The 15762-nt window shown below is 71.9% G+C and carries 12 protein-coding genes; 5 read left to right on the forward strand and 7 right to left on the reverse strand.

The genetic code is table 11. The features are described from left to right. Positions 1 to 40 precede the first annotated feature (40 nt). A complete protein-coding gene (locus ACFWU3_RS03175) occupies positions 41 to 1948 on the reverse strand; it encodes a M64 family metallopeptidase (RefSeq protein WP_384430290.1) in 1908 nt (635 codons plus the stop codon). A 412-nt stretch (positions 1949 to 2360) separates the two neighbouring features. Here ACFWU3_RS03175 and ACFWU3_RS03180 point away from each other — a divergent pair, with 412 nt between their 5' ends. Further along, on the forward strand, positions 2361 to 5669 hold the full coding sequence (locus tag ACFWU3_RS03180; protein ID WP_384430293.1) for an NACHT domain-containing protein: 3309 nt from the start codon (positions 2361 to 2363) through the stop codon (positions 5667 to 5669). Positions 5670 to 5830: 161 nt separating this feature from the next. On the opposite strand, the gene ACFWU3_RS03185 is transcribed toward ACFWU3_RS03180, so the two are convergent. Next, complete coding sequence (locus tag ACFWU3_RS03185; protein ID WP_384430296.1) at positions 5831 to 7624, reverse strand: FAD-dependent oxidoreductase; 1794 nt, start codon at positions 7622 to 7624, stop codon at positions 5831 to 5833. Positions 7625 to 7738: 114 nt separating this feature from the next. On the opposite strand from ACFWU3_RS03185, the gene ACFWU3_RS03190 reads away from it, so the two are divergent. After that, positions 7739 to 8173: a YchJ family protein gene (locus tag ACFWU3_RS03190; protein ID WP_384430299.1), complete on the forward strand. Its 435-nt coding sequence runs from the start codon at positions 7739 to 7741 to the stop codon at positions 8171 to 8173. 34 nt (positions 8174 to 8207) lie between these two features. Here the strand turns inward: ACFWU3_RS03190 and ACFWU3_RS03195 are convergent, their stop codons facing one another. Beyond that, positions 8208 to 8654, reverse strand: coding sequence for a hypothetical protein (locus ACFWU3_RS03195; protein WP_384430302.1), 447 nt, complete (start codon positions 8652 to 8654; stop codon positions 8208 to 8210). Further along, on the reverse strand, positions 8651 to 9307 hold the full coding sequence (locus tag ACFWU3_RS03200) for a DJ-1/PfpI family protein (protein WP_384430305.1): 657 nt from the start codon (positions 9305 to 9307) through the stop codon (positions 8651 to 8653). The genes ACFWU3_RS03195 and ACFWU3_RS03200 overlap by 4 nt, the downstream gene beginning before the upstream one ends. Positions 9308 to 9507: 200 nt before the next feature. On the opposite strand from ACFWU3_RS03200, the gene ACFWU3_RS03205 reads away from it, so the two are divergent. Next, positions 9508 to 10491 carry a GlxA family transcriptional regulator gene (locus ACFWU3_RS03205; protein ID WP_384430309.1) on the forward strand — a complete coding sequence of 328 codons (984 nt, stop codon included), beginning with the start codon at positions 9508 to 9510 and terminating at the stop codon, positions 10489 to 10491. 286 nt (positions 10492 to 10777) lie between these two features. Here the strand turns inward: ACFWU3_RS03205 and ACFWU3_RS03210 are convergent, their stop codons facing one another. The 3 genes from ACFWU3_RS03210 to ACFWU3_RS03220 form a co-directional block, all read right to left on the reverse strand. Next, positions 10778 to 11989 (reverse strand): acyl-CoA dehydrogenase family protein, encoded by a 1212-nt coding sequence (locus ACFWU3_RS03210; protein ID WP_356703317.1) that lies wholly within the window; start codon positions 11987 to 11989, stop codon positions 10778 to 10780. Between the two features lie 2 nt (positions 11990 to 11991). Next, positions 11992 to 12453, reverse strand: coding sequence for an SCP2 sterol-binding domain-containing protein (locus ACFWU3_RS03215; RefSeq protein WP_384430313.1), 462 nt, complete (start codon positions 12451 to 12453; stop codon positions 11992 to 11994). 132 nt (positions 12454 to 12585) lie between these two features. Beyond that, complete coding sequence (locus ACFWU3_RS03220) at positions 12586 to 12843, reverse strand: hypothetical protein (RefSeq protein ID WP_313942995.1); 258 nt, start codon at positions 12841 to 12843, stop codon at positions 12586 to 12588. 218 nt (positions 12844 to 13061) lie between these two features. Here ACFWU3_RS03220 and ACFWU3_RS03225 point away from each other — a divergent pair, with 218 nt between their 5' ends. Beyond that, on the forward strand, positions 13062 to 15020 hold the full coding sequence (locus tag ACFWU3_RS03225; RefSeq protein WP_384430317.1) for an AMP-dependent synthetase/ligase: 1959 nt from the start codon (positions 13062 to 13064) through the stop codon (positions 15018 to 15020). A 58-nt stretch (positions 15021 to 15078) separates the two neighbouring features. Further along, positions 15079 to 15726: a ThuA domain-containing protein gene (locus ACFWU3_RS03230; RefSeq protein ID WP_384430320.1), complete on the forward strand. Its 648-nt coding sequence runs from the start codon at positions 15079 to 15081 to the stop codon at positions 15724 to 15726. Positions 15727 to 15762 lie beyond the last annotated feature (36 nt).

A 15762-nucleotide genomic window follows, 5' to 3' on the forward strand; every position in this document is an offset into this window, starting at 1 on the left:
GCGGGGGGCGCCGCCGACGTGCTGTTGGCGTACGCGGGACTCAGCGGGTGGCGCCCGGCGGGACCAGCGTCGCGAGGAACGCCTTCGGCGCCGAGACGTTCCCGGCCGCGTCGATCGTGCGGTGCTCGATGGTGTGCGTTCCGTAGTCGGGGCTCGCGTCGTCCCAGGGCACGGCGCGTGACACGCCGAGCTTGCCGTAGACGAGATCGTCGATGACGGTGCCGCCGGGTGTGAAGCGGAACGGCGCGTCGGCGTCGGTGGGCCAGCCGTAGTAGGTCTGCCAGCCGTCGCCGTCGACCCGGAACTGCGAGACGACGTGCCCGGCCCGGTCGTCGCGGGCCGTCAGCTTCATCGTGAAGGCGCCTTCGTACACGTACTCCACCGGTCTGCCCGGCCGGTGGACCGTGCGCAGGGGCTCGGACAGCGCGTACCGGCTGCTCGCCGGGCTCGCGTCCACCGTCCAGTTCAGCGTGGTGGCCGTGCCCGCGATCCGCGCCGTGAGGCGGTGGCTGCCCGGACGCAGCCGCAGCGTGCCGAGGTCGAGATCGCGGTCGTTGCCGGGGTTGGCCAGGGGGCGGCCGTCGATGCTCCACCGCACGTCGAGCGCGCGGTCCGCGGGGTGCGTCGTGTCGGCGTACACGACCGCCTCCGAGCCCACCGGGGCCCCGGTGTCGGTGTGGCCGGTGAAGGCGGCCGGGACCGCCTCGGGCCGGGTGGTCACGGCCGTGTCCACGGTCCAGGCGACCGTGCGGGTCAGGGCCGACGAGCCGCGGATCGCCGGGTCGCGCACGAACGGCGTCGGGTCCGTGACCGTCGCGGTCAGCTCATGGGTGCCGCGCGGCAGACGCAGACCGCGCAGATCCAGCGTGCGTGCGTCACCTGCCCGGTGCAGCCGGCGGCCGTCCAGGCGCCAGACGACGTCCAGCTCGCCGCCGACCGGATGCAGCGTCTCCACCCACACCGTGCGGTCGTCGCCGACGGGGGCGGAGTTCGGTGTGTGGCCCTGGAGGAGGTTCACCTTCCCGGAGATCCTCTGGACCATCACCTCGCGTCCCACCTGGTCGAACGCGTAGCCAAGCGTTTTCATGATCGAGTGCTTGCTGGGCCGCCAGACGCCCTTCGTGGCGTACATGCCGCCTTCGTGGCGTCCGATGACACCGCCCGACTCGCTCTTCTCGCCCAGCCAGCGCCACCACTTCGCGCGCTGCTGCTTCATCTGGTCCTCGGTGAGCACGGTGTGGTGGGCGGAGGCGGGCTCGCCGCCCTCGTGGGTGCCGCCGGGAACCCCGCGCCCGTAGTAGTCGTACTCGTCCTGGAGCTTGCCCAGGGAATGGCCTATCTCGTGCGGGGTGATCAGCGAGGACAGGGCGTTGCCGCCGGAGGCGGTGGCGTACGTGCCGCCGGCGCCGCCGTAGGTGTCGCTGTTGGCCAGCGCGACGATCTGCCGGTTCGCGTCCGTCGAGCCCGGCACGAGGTCGGCCAGCGCGCTCGCCGCCCCGCTGTTCACGGTGAGCAGGCGCTGCACGCTGCCCGCGTTGCAGCCGCCCCAGAAGCCCATGCCGAGGGCGGTGTCGCGGCGGGGGGACTCGAGGCCGGGATCGCAGTCCACCCCGGACTCGGCCGAGGGCACCTCCACGGCCCAGACGTTGATGTACGAGCGGTAGGAGGCGAAGGGTTCGACGGACCAGAGCACGTTGAGGTGCTTGTCGACGTCGGCGCGGAATGCGGGCATCTCGCCGGCGGTGTAGCCGTCGCCCATGAGAACGATGTTGAAGCGCTTGTCGGCCGGACCGGTGGTCTGTACGGGGACGACGGTCGCGGCCTCGGTGACCGGTGGCGCCTCCTCGGCGGTGGCCGGGTCGGCGGCGGCCAGCAGACAGCCGGCCAGCAGGGCGCCCGCGGTGGCGAGCAGCGTCGCTCTTCGTGGTCGTGCACCGGGTGAGGTCATGAGGCGGGAGCGTAGGGGCACGCTCAACGAGCCGTAAAGACAGGAGAGTTGACCCTGTGGTGGCGGAATACCGCGGTGGCGCGCGGCCGGCCGCGGGTGCGCCACCTCGCGCGTGCGGGTGCACGGCAATGCTGGTTCCGTACCCTGCTCCACCGCAACGGCCACGCCGTCCCGGGCTTCTGCACCCTCAGCGGCGACCCGTGCGCGGTCGAGGGCGCCGGGGAGCACGAGGAGCGGGCGCGACCGCGCGGAAGCCCGGCCCGCCTACGGCCACGCGCGTGCGCGCAGCCACCGCTGAGGGAGCGGGTGGGGTGCCGGTGTGCCCCGGTCCGGCTCGGCCCGGGACACCGGCCCGCCCTCGGCGTGATAGACCGTTACCCGTTGGGTGGGGACGACACGGCCGGGGGATGCGGTGCGGGGACGAGGACTGCTCGGCTACCAGGACGCGGTGGCGATTCTGACCGGCGACAGCGCGGGGCTCGCGGCAGCCGACCGTGCGCTCGGCGGTGCGCTGTCCATGGTGACCGGCGGAGTCAGCGACGCGGTGCTGAGCGTCTTCGACGCCCAGGGGCGGATCCTGCGGCTGGGACGCGATCTGACGTCGGGACTCCGCGGGAACCTGGGCGCTGCCGATCGCGCCTCACGCACCGAGCTCCTGGCCGCCGCGCACACGGTGCTGGTGGTCACGGCGTACTTCGAGGCGCTCGGAGAGCTGGAACTGCCCTTCCGGCTGCAGGAGTTGGAGCTGACCCGCCGTGAACAGCTCACGCTGGCGGGAGCGGGGGAGGAGCAGGGGCTCCTGGCGACGCTCCTGTCCGCCGGAGTGCCACAGCCCGCTCCTCACCTGCCGTACGAGGACGCCGTCCGTGCGATCCACCGCTGGTACTGCTCGTGCTCCGGGCGGCTGGTGGGCTTCATCGAAGGGCTCGCGGTCTGGGACGGGCTCGACGAGCGCTGCCGTACCGCAGCCGTGGACGCCTTCACCCACTCGCTGAACGATCTCGCGGTGAGCCGGTACGAGGAGCTGTACGCACAACTGGCTGTGGAGGTGCCGGAGTTCGGATTCTGGACCGGCCGGGTCGACCATCAGGCGACTCGGGTGACGGTGCGTCAGGCGCTGACCGGTATCGAGACCGTGCTCGCCGGCCTGAGCGCTCCCGGACCGCTTCAGCACGCCGCGGCGGCTCTCGCGACCGGATACCGCGCCGCTCTGCCCCGTCCCATCCTCTCCGAGGTCAAGGCGTCCGCGGACATGACGATCCCCGAGCTCGGCGAGGGATACGTCGACCCCGACTTCCGGGTCCGCGCGGTACTCGACGGTGCCCATGGACCGGCCGAGGAAGGGTGGTGGGAGTCCGAACCCGTACGGTCCGACCTCACCGAGTATCTCGCCGGCGTCCTCACCTCCGTGGCCGCGACGACCGCCCCGCTGGTCGTCCTCGGCCAGCCCGGTGCCGGAAAGTCCGTGCTGACCAAGATCCTGGCCGCCCGGCTTCCCACCGCGGGATATCTGCCCGTGCGGGTCGTGCTGCGCGACATCCCCGCCGACGCCGACGTCCAGGACCAGATCGAGTACGCGGTCCGCGCCGCGACCGGCGAGCGGGTCTCCTGGCCCGAGCTGATCCGGGCGGCCGGCAGCGCGGTGCCCGTGCTGCTCTTCGACGGCTTCGACGAACTGCTCCAGGCAACCGGCGTCAGCCAGTCCGACTTCCTGATCCGGGTGGCCCGCTTCCAGGAGCGCGAAGCCGACCAGGGGCGGCCCGTGTTCGCACTGGTGACGAGCCGCACCGCCGTCGCCGACCGCGCCCGCTACCCGGACGGCGCTGTCGCCCTGCGGCTCGAACCCTTCAGCCGCCGCCAGATCGAACGCTGGCTCGCGGTGTGGAACCGCCTCAACGAGCCCGGCCTGACCGAGCGCGGACTGCGGCCGCTGACCGCGGCCGTGGCCGCCCGCCACCGCGTGCTCGCCTCCCAGCCGCTGCTGCTGATGATGCTCGCGCTGTACGACGGCGCCGCCAACGCCCTCCAGGGCGCGGCGGGTGACGACGAGCCGCTCGGCGAGGCGGAACTCTACGAACAGCTGCTGGTGTCCTTCGCGGTCCGCGAGGTGGGCAAGTCGGCCGAGGCATGGACGGCCACCGAACTGGTCCAGCGGGCCGAACAGGAGCTTCAGCGCCTGTCCCTGATCTCCTTCGGCATGCTGAACCGCCGCCGCCAGTGGATCACCACCACCGAGGCGGAGCAGGATCTGGCGGCACTGCTCGGCCGGGCCGAGCCGCCCGGAGACGGCTTCCGCGCCCCCCTGAACCGGGGAGAGATCGCGCTCGGCCGGTTCTTCTTCGTCCAGCGCGCCCAGGCGAGCCGCGACGACCAGCGGCTGACGACCTATGAGTTCCTGCACGCGACCTTCGGGGAGTACCTCGCCGCACGGCTCGCCGTCCAGCTCCTCGAAGGACTGCTCGACCAGCGGCCCGCGCTCGCCGTCGGACGCGTACGGGTCGACGACGACCTGCTGTACGTCCTGCTGTCGTACGCGCCGCTCTCCTCCCGCCAGATGCTCCGCTTCGTCGGTGCCAGGATCCGCGGCATCACCCCCGAGGACCGGACCAGGCTCGGCGAACTCCTCGTCACGGTCATGGCCGAGCACCGGGGCCGTACGGAGCACCGGTTCGCCGACTACCGACCCGCCTTCCGGGCCACGTCCTCGCGCCACGGTCTCTACGAGGCCAACCTGATCATGCTGAGGCTGCTGGTGACCGGCGGTATGCGGGCCGGAGAGCTGTACCCCGACGACGACAATCCTCCGGGCGCCTGGCACCGGCGGGTGCTGCTGTGGCGGTCCGCCTTCACCGAACCGGAATGGACGGACTTCGCCCTGGCCCTGAGCCTTCGCCACACCTGGCACGAGGGGCAGGGCGAGCTGGACATCAGACCGGCCGAGGACCTGCTCGACTCCCCGGAGCCGGTGGACGCCTACTGGCTGTACGGCCGCCCACCGGGAAGCGCGGACCGCAATCGAAGGATCAGCTGGGCGCGGCCCTACCCCGACCAGATCCGGCACAAGATGGCGGTGTCGGCCGGCACCAACGACGGGGTCGTGCTGCACGCGGTCGACCCGATCTTCCGCCGGCTGGGCCCCGCCGTCACCACTTTCGTCGCCACTCCGCGGGGCGCCGCCACCTCGGTGGCGAACGGTCTCACCGCCCTGTGGCTCGCGAGCGGCCTCGGCGCGAGCGAGAGCGAACTGTCCGCACTGTACGAGCACTGTGCGACGTTCCTCGAACCATGGAGCGCGCTGGACGAGGAGTCGCTCCGCCTCACGGCCCGACTCGTCCTCGGGCAGTTGGTCACGGACGCCGCCCTGCTGCCTCCTGCCGTCGTCTGTGCCGTGCTGAACGCACCCGCGATCGAGCGCCTGGACACCGAAGGTCTCGCGCTGGCGGTGACCGCGGGCCTGACAGCCTTGCACGCGCACCCCTCCGACGGCACGCTCCAGCAGTACACGGCCGTCTACGCCGACGCCCTCGGACGCGCGTACCCCGCGAGGCTCCTCGGCCTGTGGTCGCAGAACCCCTGGCACGAGGAGTGGCTCCGCCCGGAGGTCGCACGGCTGCTCGCGACCTTGTCCGAGGACGATCTGAGCCCGGTCCCCGCCGAACTCCTCGACCGGGCGCGCCGCTCCGTCGACGGCTCCGCGGCCCGGCCGCCGGGCTCCGCGTGAGACTCAGTGCGTTCTACCGTCGCCGTCGATCGCCTTGGTGTCCTGCGCACTGCCGCCGTTGGACCCCGTACCGAGCACGACGGCGTCGGCGGTTCCGGCATTCCGCACGGGCGTCTCCGGCGGTGCGGGGGGCGGTCCTCCGCGGACAGGTGAACGCCGGCTCAGCCCAGATCGAAGAGGTTCCGCAGGCCCAGCCGGTACCGCGTCCGGTCGTGGCGCTTCAGGGCCTCCACCTCCGGGGCGCGGAAGAGGGGTTTCACCGTGCACCGGGCAGCCGTCGAACCGACGCGGTCCAGCAGGCCGTTGACCGCAGCGCGGGCCGAGGCGTTCGCGCCCTCCATCGTGGCGAGGTCGATGTCGACCGAGACATAGTCGCCCGCCAGGAAGAAGTTCGGGATCTTCGTGACGGCCGACGGGCGGTTGTGGAAGGTGCCGACCGGGTGAATCAGCAGCTCGTCGTCGTTGGTCGGGTGAGGGGTGCCGATGCCGTCCACGCCCGGGTCCAGGAACCACGAGTGCAGGGTGCTGTCCTTGAGCACGACCCGGCCGGTGTCGTTGAGGGCCGCCTTCAGCTGGGCCCACACCTCGCGGGCGACCTGCTCGCGGGTGCACTGCTTCGCGGTCTTGCCGTACAGGATGCCGGGCCGGTCCCACTCCGAGATGTCCACCGAGACGCAGTCCACGGCCACACCGTCCCCGTAGTCGGCCGGGAAGTCCCGGTCGGGCCAGTGCCCGGCCTGCTGAATGGCCGTCAGGGACCAGGGGGAGTCGATGCAGTTGAGATGTCCGTCGATCAGCGGCGCGCTCTCCGTCAGATAGAACTGGATGCCCGTCATCCAGTCGGTCTCCAGCCGGTCGCATCTCACCAGCTGCGGATCAGCGGCACGGAGCCCTGCGCCCCAGGTGCGGCGCGCGTGCTCCACGGGCATCGCGGAGATGTAGTGGTCGGCGGTCACCGTCCGGCGCACACCCTGCGGGTCCTCGATCACCGCGGCCGTGACCTTCCCGGAGCCGTACGTCACGTCCCGGACCGTCCAGCCCACCCGGAACTCCACGCCGAGGCCGGTCAGATGCTCCACCCACGGGTCGATCCAGGCTTCATTCGTGGGGGCGTTGAGGATCCGGTCGAGCGGCCCGTCGGCGCCCCTGCCGAGCGCGTTGAACGCGAACGCCTCGAGGAGCGTCGCGACCGTACGCGTACTGGCCTCCTCGGCCTTGGTGGCGACGATGTTCCTGGTGAGTCCGATGGCGAGGACGCGCTGGTAGTCGTAGCTCATCCGCCCGGCCCCGATGAAGTCCCACCAGGGCGTGGCCTCCCAGGTGGCGTCCCGGCGCTCGGCGCAGCTGGTGAGGAAGACCAGACCCCGGTTGACGAAGTACGCCGTCTCCAGCGGCGGGATGCCCAGCGCGGTGTCCAGGAGGGCGGTGAGCGCGCGGCGGATCTCGTCCAGGGTGAGATCGGCGGGCTTGTGCCCGGGCCAGGGGAGCGGGATGCGGAGATCCTCGCGGCCGGTGCGTGTGAACGACATCTCGGGGGGTGCCACGAGGTTGTCCCACACGCCGTTCGGGTTACCCGGGAAGGGGATGCGCCGCATCGTGTCCGGGAGGTTGTGATAGATGCCGGGAATGAAGCGGAAGCCGTGCTCCGCGGGTAACGGCTTCCTGGCGCCCTTGGCACTGCCGGGCACGTCCATACTGCGCGCCTTGCCGCCGAGCGCCCTGCGCTCGTACACCGTGACCCGGAAGCCGCGCTCGGCCAGTTCGTGCGCCGCCGTCAGACCGGCGACGCCGCCGCCGAGCACGGCGACCGACTGCGCGGCCCGGGTCCCGTCGGCCGTGGTGTGTCCTGTCGCGGCGGCCGGAGCCGCGGTGGCCGCCGTGCCCAGCGCCGCCGTACCGCCGACCGCTGCCGCCCCGGCCATGAAGGTGCGTCGTGAGTTGCCCACCCGGTCCATCCCCAACCCCTTACCGACGGTAACAGTCGCGTCCGGCGCAGGAGCATACGGAGATCCCCCATGACCCGGAAGCCACACGTGCGCCCCTTCGTTCAATGGCTGGAAAATGGACCCATGTCACGACGCAGCTCCCGCTCCCGGCGTACCGACGAGCCCGCCTTCTCCGCCACATCCCCCTGCCCCTGCGGCCTGCCGGCCCCGTACGGCGAATGCTGCGGGCGGTACCACTCGGGCGCCGCCGCCGCGCCCACGGCCGAGCTGCTGATGCGCTCGCGCTACAGCGCCTTCGTCGTGCTCGACACGCAGTACCTGCTGCGTACCTGGCACCCCGCCACGCGGCCGGGGCACCTCGAACTCGACCCCGCCATGCACTGGGCCGGTCTGGAGATCCTCCAGACGATCGACGGCAGCCCGTTCCACTCCTCCGGCCTGGTCACCTTCCGCGCCCGCTACCGGCACCACGGCAAGCGGGGCGCGCTCCACGAGCGCAGCACCTTCGAGCGGCAGGACGGCGCGTGGGTGTACGTGGACGGGACCTTCCTCGACTGACGCGCCCGGGACGAGCAGCCGGGCGCGGAGCGGGTCATGCGCCCGTGGTCGACCCCGGGCGCACGATCATCAGGACCGTCACGGTCGCCCACAGCAGGTTGAACACTCCGGTGTACATCGCGAGCCGCGAGCCGGCGAGCGCGCCGAAGTCGTCCAGCACAGCGCCCTGCCCCGGCAGGACGAGCAGCCCGAGGACGAGGGCGGCCACCACGGTGAGCACGATGGACACGATCAGCCAGGTGTCACCGAGGACATGGAGGCTGTTCGCGGTGGCCAGACCGAAGACCGGCACGACCACCCCGACCAGGGCGTAGACCCGGCAGATGCGATGCAGATTGCGTACGGCGCCCACTGCCTGCCCGCTCTCCGGCTCGGCGGCCGCGTGCCGGACCGCGGCGGGGAAGGCGCTGGCGGCGACCGTCACCGGACCGATCGCGATGATCGCGGCCAGGACATGGACGGCGAGAAGGAACTCGGTCACGCGGCGACGCCCTGCCGTGCGGCGCCGCGGGCGCTCCAGACCGTGCCGCGCCGCTCGTACTGGAAGAGCTGCTCCACCGCGTGCGCCACCCTCGGCCCGAGCTCCCGCTCCAGGAGATACAGACCGACATCGAGTCCCGAGGTGACGCCGCCGCCGCTGACAAGATCGCCGTCGTCGACGACCCGGGCGTCGATCGCATGCACCCCCGCCTCGGCGAGCGCGTCGAGGCCCAGGTGATGTGTTGTCGCCCGGCGGTCGCCGATGAGCCCGGCCATGGCGAGGAGCAGGGAGCCGCCGCACACCGTGGCCATGGTCGTACCGGGCCGTTCGGACACTCTCCGCAGCAGCGGAGCGAGCCCGGTGCCGAGGCTCCGGGCCAGGATCGCCGCGACGGTGTCCTCGCCGCCGTCGTCGGAGATACGCCCCGCGGCGCCCGGCAGGACCACCAGATCGGCGCGGCCCGGGTCGAGCGCGGCCACGGCCCGCAGGGAGAGCAGCCCCATGCCGGACGGCACGTCGCGCGGGCCCTCTGCGGAGACCAGTTCGACGGTGAGGGCGCCGCCCGCGACCGCGCCGCCGGCGCCGAGCACTTCGTAGGGGGCGATCACGTCCAACGGGTCGAAGCCGTCGAACAGAACGATCTGAGCGTGCATCGGCACCGGTCCTTGTCTCTCGTGTCCGGGCACCCGTCCGGGGACCCGGACACGACGCTAGGGACCGCGCGGGAGTGTCGACAGTGGCGTGAATGCCACAGCCCAACGGATTCCCGCCAGCAGGCCACGAGGCAGGCACGCACACGGGGAGCAGCCCGTATCCGCTTGGCCGGAACCCGGGGAGCACCTAGGTTGTCGCCATGCACACGGTTGCCGTACTCGCCCTGGACGGTGTCATCGCCTTCGACCTGTCCACCCCGCTCGAGGTGTTCACACGCACCCGGCTGCCCGACGGCCGGACCGCCTACCGGGTCCGTGTCTGCGCCCCGGCGGAGGAGATCGATGCGGGCGCCTTCACCCTGCGCGCGCCCTGCGGTCTGGAGGCGCTCGCCGACGCGGACACGATCATCCTGCCGGGCTGCGCCGACCCGACGGTGCCGGTGCCCGAGGACGTCGTCGAGGCCCTGCGGGCGGCGGCGGCCCGTGGCACCCGTATCGCCTCGGTCTGCACGGGCGCCTTCGTCCTGGCGTCCACCGGCCTGCTCGACGGTCTGCGGGCCACCACCCACTGGCTGGCCGCGGAAGCGCTCGCCCGGCTGCACCCCCGGATCGAGGTGGACCCGGATGTGCTCTACGTCGACAACGGCCAGTTCCTCACCTCCGCGGGCGCGGCGGCCGGACTCGATCTGTGTCTGCACATGATCCGGCGCGACCACGGTTCCGCGGTCGCCGCCGACGCGGCCCGGCTGTCCGTGATGCCGCTCGAACGCGAGGGCGGGCAGGCCCAGTTTATCGTGCATCAGCTGCCGCCGAGCCCCGACGGCACCGCGCTGGAGCCCGTGCTGCGCTGGATGGAGGAGAACGCGCGGCGTGAACTCACGGTCGCCGAGATCGCCGCCCGGGCCGGGATGAGCCCGCGCACGCTGAACCGCCGGTTCCGCGAGCAGACGGCCAGCACGCCGCTCCAGTGGCTGCACCGCGCCCGGGTCCGTCAGGCGCAGTATCTGCTGGAGACGACGGCGCATTCGGTGGACCGGATCGCGGCGCAGGTCGGCTTCGGCTCACCGACGGCGTTCCGCGACCGGTTCAAGCGGCAGGTGGGAACCAGCCCGCACGCGTACCGCCGCGCCTTCCGCGGCGGACCGGGAGCCGAGCCCCCGGCCGCTGCCGCACAGCGGATCTGACACCCGCGGATCTCCCGGAACCCGCGCGGGTCACCCGCAGCCGGCCCGCGTGTGCGGCACCCGCATCGGGCGACCACGGCCGGACCGCGCGTGCGGCACCCGCACCGGTCGTCAGCAGCCGACCCCCGCCCGCGCGTCCGGCACCCGCATCGGGCGACCACGGCCGGACCGCGCGTGCGGCACCCGCACCGGTCGTCAGCAGCCGACCCCCGCCCGCGCGTGCGGCACCCGCGGCAGGCCACGCGGGTCCCCGCGTCCGGTACCCGCATCGTGCCCCCCGCGGGTCTCAGCGGATCTGACGCCCCGAGATCGCCCTCGCGATCACCAGACGCTGGATCTCGCTCGTCCCCTCGAAGATCGTGTAGATCTTGCTGTCGCGGTACATCCGCTCCACCGGGTGCTCCCGGCTGTAGCCCGCGCCGCCCAGGATCTGCACCGCCTTCTCCGACGCCGCCACCGCCAGTTCGCCCGCGCGGAGCTTGGACATCGAGCCCTGCGCCGCGTCGAAGGCGCGGTCGTTGCGGCCCATCCAGGCGGCCTGCCAGATCAGCAGCCGTACCGCCTCGATCTCGGTGCGGATGTCGGCCAGTGCGAAGGCGATGGACTGGTTCTCGATGATCGGACGGCCGAACGCGACCCGGTTCCCGGCGTAGTCGAGCGCGTACTCGTACGCGGCGCGGGCGATGCCGAGGGCCTGTGCGCCCACCGTGGGGCGGCTGACCTCGAACGTGGCCATCGCCGCCTGGGACTTGGCGGTCGTGCCCTCGCGCGCCCGGGCGAGGCGAGCGTCCAGCTTCTCCTTGCCGCCCAGCAGGCAGTGGCCCGGCACCCGCACGTCGTCGAGGAAGACGTCGGCGGTGTGGGAGGCCCGCAGCCCCAGCTTCCTGATCTTGCGGGCACCCTCCAGGCCGGGCGTACCGGGCGGGACGATGAAGGCGGCCTGGCCGCGGGAGCCGAGCTCCGGGTCGACGGAGGCCACGACGACATGGACGTTCGCGATGCCGCCGTTGGTGATCCAGGCCTTCTGGCCCTGGAGCGTCCACTCGTCCCGGGCCTCGTCGTAGCGCGCCCGGGTCCGCATCGCGGAGACGTCCGAGCCGGCCTCCGGTTCGGAGACGCAGAAGGCGGCGACCTTGGGGTCCTGCTCGTCGCCGTAGCACTGCGGGACCCACTCGGCGAGCTGGTCCGGCGTGCCGGAGGAGAAGATGCCGGCGACGGCGAGCGAGGTGCCGAAGAGGGCCATGCCGATGCCGGCGTCGCCCCAGAACAGCTCCTCGTTGGCGATCTGCAGGGAGAGTCCGCTGGGGTCGCCGTACATGTCGGCCAGCGACTCGAATCCGTACAGGCCGATCTTGGCGGCCTCCTGGATGACGGGCCACGGGGTCTCTTCGCGCTCGTCCCATTCGGACGCCGCGGGGCGGACCACGTCGGCGGCGAAACCGTGGACCCAGTCGCGCAGGTCCCGCTGCTCCTCGGTGAGCTGGAAGGAGAAGCTCATGGTCAGGCCTTCGGGATGTCGAAGTAGCGGGTGAGGCCCGCGGCCAGCGCCACGTCCCCGGCGATCTTGAGCTTGCGCATCATGAACATGGTCACCGGGTTCCCGTTGCCCGAAACCAGCTTGAGGAACTCGGCGTCACCCATGACGAGAGTGGTGCGCGGCTCCTGCTCCGAGCGCCCCTCGTGGACCGAGCAGGTGCCGTCCGTGATCGAGGTCTCGAAGACCTCCTCGGTCTCACCGGTGATCGTCCAGCGGATCAGCGCGTCCACGGAGCCCGCGTTCTCCGGGCGGAACTGCTGCTTCATGCGCCCGAACACCTCGCGGAGCACCCGCCCGCGCAGCTCGCCCCGCATCACATCGGCGAGTTCCCTGCCGGACAGCCCCTTCACGATCCTCGCGAACTCCTCGGGCGAGACCGCCGAGAAGTCGAGTGCGGCGAGCTCGTCGCCGATGTTCTCCGCCACAACGCGTCCTTACTCCGGAGTCAGCTTACTTCGGAGTAAGGTAGCCGCGCGGTCACGGCGTCGGCAAGAGGCCGCCCGTCGGCGGCGGTGGGGTGGGGTGGGGAGAGCGTGCGGGTCCGGGCGCAGGCGAGGTCAGTGCACGCCGCCGGGGCCGATGACCAGCCGAGGGTTGTAGGCGGCGAGGATCTTGTTCGCCCGGGCGAGGGCGGAGAGAGCGTGCTCGCGGTCGGCCCGGTCCTCGTTGCACAGAGGACCCCGGAACCGGTTCGCCTCGCGCGCGGCACAGTCCGCGTCGACCTCGGCCTGCAGGATGTCGATCGGCATGCAGGATCCGATCAACGCGGCCACGCGGTCGGGGATCGGCACGGGGATGAGGGGCGACGCGGTCACGTGTGTAGTCCTTCTTCTTCGGTCGGGTGCCGGTGGTCGGCGTCCCACCCCTCCATACGTACCGGACGAGCTTCCGTGTTCGTCTTCGGGGATGTCTCTGTGCGGCAACCGTTTCCGGGCGCCTGATTGATTTCGTGTTACGCGGGGGTAAGTTGACTCCCGAGTAAGTGCTGAGTCCCGTCAACTCACCGTCCGCGAGCAGCGAACCGGAGCCGACCATGGGCGTACGCAAGGATCTGAAGAAGGCGAAACAGCGCGGCGACCTCGCCGATCGTGCTCCTGTCGAATTGATCAGGAACAACGGTGTCGTACGAGAAGTGCGCACCACGCGGCTTGCCCGGCCCCCTGCCTCCGGCAGCACCGGCGACATACCTTACGCGAACGCCGAGCAGTCACCCGCATCGGTGGTCCTTCGACGCAAGGGCGACGACGGACAGTGGCAGCCGGTCACCGCGGCCGCCTTCGCCCGCCAAGTCACCGCCGTGGCGAAGGGGTTGATCGTTTCCGGTCTGGAGCCCGGCGGCCGGGTCGCGATCATGTCCCGTACCCGCTACGAGTGGACCGTGATCGACTTCGCCGTCTGGGCGGCCGGCGGCCAGAGCGTGCCCGTCTATGCGACCTCGTCCGCCGACCAGATCGCCTGGATCCTCGAGGACTCGGGCGTCTCCCACATGATCGTGGAGGACGACGACCTCGCCGCGACGGTGGCCGCGGCGGCGAGCCGACTGCCCGGGGCCCCCAGGACGTGGCGCATCGACGCCGGAGCGCTCGACGAGCTGACCGCCCTCGGGAGCGATCTCCCCGACGACGAGGTGACCGAGCGGCGGGCCGCCGTCACCCCCGACTCGATCGCGACCGTCTGCTACACCTCCGGTACCACCGGCAGGCCCAAGGGCTGCGTCCTCACCCACGGCAATCTGCACGCCGAGGCCGCCAACACGGTGGAACTGCTGCACCCCGTCTTCCAGGCGGTCACCGGACAGACCGCCTCCACCCTGCTCTTCCTGCCGCTCGCCCACATCCTCGGACGGACGATCCAGATCGCGTGTCTGCTCGCGCGGATCGAACTCGGTCACTGCCCGAGCATCAAGCCCGACGAACTGCGCCCGGAGCTCCAGCGGTTCAGGCCGACCTTCGTGGTCGGCGTCCCCTATCTCTTCGAGAAGATCCACGACACCGGACGCGCCACCGCCGAGAAGATCGGCCGGGGCTCGTCCTTCGAGCGGGCCGACCGTATCGCCGTCCGCTTCGCAGAGGCCCACCTCGGGCGGTACCTCGGTACCGTTGAGGGGCCGGGCACCGGCCCGGGCGTCGGCACCCGTGCCCCCAAGGGCCCGGGCATCCGGCTCACCGCCGCGTGGGCCCTCTACGACCTGCTCGTCTACCGGCGCATCCGCAAGGAACTGGGCGGCAGACTGCACTACGCCATCAGCGGCGGCTCCCCCCTCGACCGCCGGCTCGCTCTCTTCTTCTACGCCGCCGGCATCGTGATCTACGAGGGGTACGGCCTCACCGAGACCACCGCGGCCGCCACCATCAGCCCGCCGCTGTCGCCGCGCCCCGGCACGGTCGGCAGGCCGGTGCCCGGGACCGCGATCCGTATCGCGGACGACGGAGAGGTGCTGATCAAGGGTGGCATCGTCTTCGGCTCGTACTGGAACAACCCGGTGGCCACGGGCGAGGCGCTCGACGACGGCTGGTTCGCAACCGGGGACCTCGGCCGTCTGGACGACGACGGCTATCTGACGATCACCGGGCGCAAGAAGGACATCCTGGTGACCTCGGGCGGCAAGAACGTCTCGCCCGCCGTGCTGGAGGACCGGCTGCGCAGCCGTCCGCCGGTCGGCCAGTGCATCGTCGTCGGTGACAACCGGCCCTACGTCGCGGCCCTGGTGACCCTGGAGCCGGACGCGGTCGAGCACTGGCTCGCGGTGCGCAAACGGCCCCGGGACACACCGCTCGCGGAGCTGTGCGAGGACGCGGAACTCATCGCCGATGTGCAGCGGGCCGTCGACCACGCCAACGAGGCCGTGTCGCGGGCCGAGTCGATCCGCCGGTTCCGCGTCGTGCCGGGGGAGTTCACCGAGGAGAACGGGCTGCTGACGCCGTCGTTGAAGATCAAGCGCCATGCGGTCGCGGCCGACTACGCGGCGGAGATCGCGGCACTCTACGAGTGACCCGGGTGAACGCGGCCGGTATGGGTGCTCGCGGCCGCCCCGTGAGTGAATACCGTCCATGAGGATCCTGGTCTTCACGCGGACCGCCGGCTACCGGCACGCGTCCATACCCGACGGAATCCGGGCCTTCACCGCCCTGGGGGAGAAGCACGGCTTCGCCGTCGACGCCACCGAGGAGGCCGGCGCCCTCGCCGCGCCGCTCGTCGGCTACGGCGCCGTGGTCTTCCTCTCCACCAGCGGCGAGGTTCTCACCCCCGAGGCCCGCTCGGGGCTGATGGCCTACTGCGCGGCCGGCGGCGGCTTCATGGGGGTGCATTCCGCCGCCTGCACCGAGGAGGAGTGGCCGTTCTTCGGCGGGCTCCTCGGCGCCCGCTTCGTGCGCCATCCGCGGCTCCAGCCCGGGACGGTCGTCGTTGAGGACGCCGACCACCCCGCAACCCGGCATCTGCCCGGCCGCTGGCCCCTCACGGACGAGTGGTACGACTTCGACGTGAGCCCGCGGGGCACGGTGCGAGTGCTCGCCTCGGCCGATGAGGCCTCGTACGAGGGCGGCGGCATGGGCAGGGACCACCCGCTGGCGTGGTGTCACACCCACGCCGGGGCGCGGGTGTTCTACACCGCCCTGGGGCACAGCCCCGAGGTGTACGCGGATCCCGACTACCGGGCGCATCTCCTCGGCGGTCTTCAGTCCGTGCTGCGGCGGTAGCGGCAGGCTGTGCCGGGCACCGGGGACGTGTCGGCG

Origin of the sequence: Streptomyces sp. NPDC058685 (assembly GCF_042714725.1) — a bacterium.
Classification (GTDB): domain Bacteria; phylum Actinomycetota; class Actinomycetes; order Streptomycetales; family Streptomycetaceae; genus Streptomyces.

Excerpts from the sequence above, each read along its gene's own strand:
- ACFWU3_RS03175 (WP_384430290.1), bottom strand. The coding sequence starts at position 1,948 with ATGACCTCACCCGGTGCACGACCACGAAGAGCGACGCTGCTCGCCACC.
- ACFWU3_RS03185 (WP_384430296.1), bottom strand. The coding sequence starts at position 7,624 with ATGGACCGGGTGGGCAACTCACGACGCACCTTCATGGCCGGGGCGGCA.
- ACFWU3_RS03190 (WP_384430299.1), top strand. The coding sequence starts at position 7,739 with ATGTCACGACGCAGCTCCCGCTCCCGGCGTACCGACGAGCCCGCCTTC.
- ACFWU3_RS03200 (WP_384430305.1), bottom strand. The coding sequence starts at position 9,307 with ATGCACGCTCAGATCGTTCTGTTCGACGGCTTCGACCCGTTGGACGTG.
- ACFWU3_RS03205 (WP_384430309.1), top strand. The coding sequence starts at position 9,508 with ATGCACACGGTTGCCGTACTCGCCCTGGACGGTGTCATCGCCTTCGAC.
- ACFWU3_RS03210 (WP_356703317.1), bottom strand. The coding sequence starts at position 11,989 with ATGAGCTTCTCCTTCCAGCTCACCGAGGAGCAGCGGGACCTGCGCGAC.
- ACFWU3_RS03225 (WP_384430317.1), top strand. The coding sequence starts at position 13,062 with ATGGGCGTACGCAAGGATCTGAAGAAGGCGAAACAGCGCGGCGACCTC.
- ACFWU3_RS03230 (WP_384430320.1), top strand. The coding sequence starts at position 15,079 with ATGAGGATCCTGGTCTTCACGCGGACCGCCGGCTACCGGCACGCGTCC.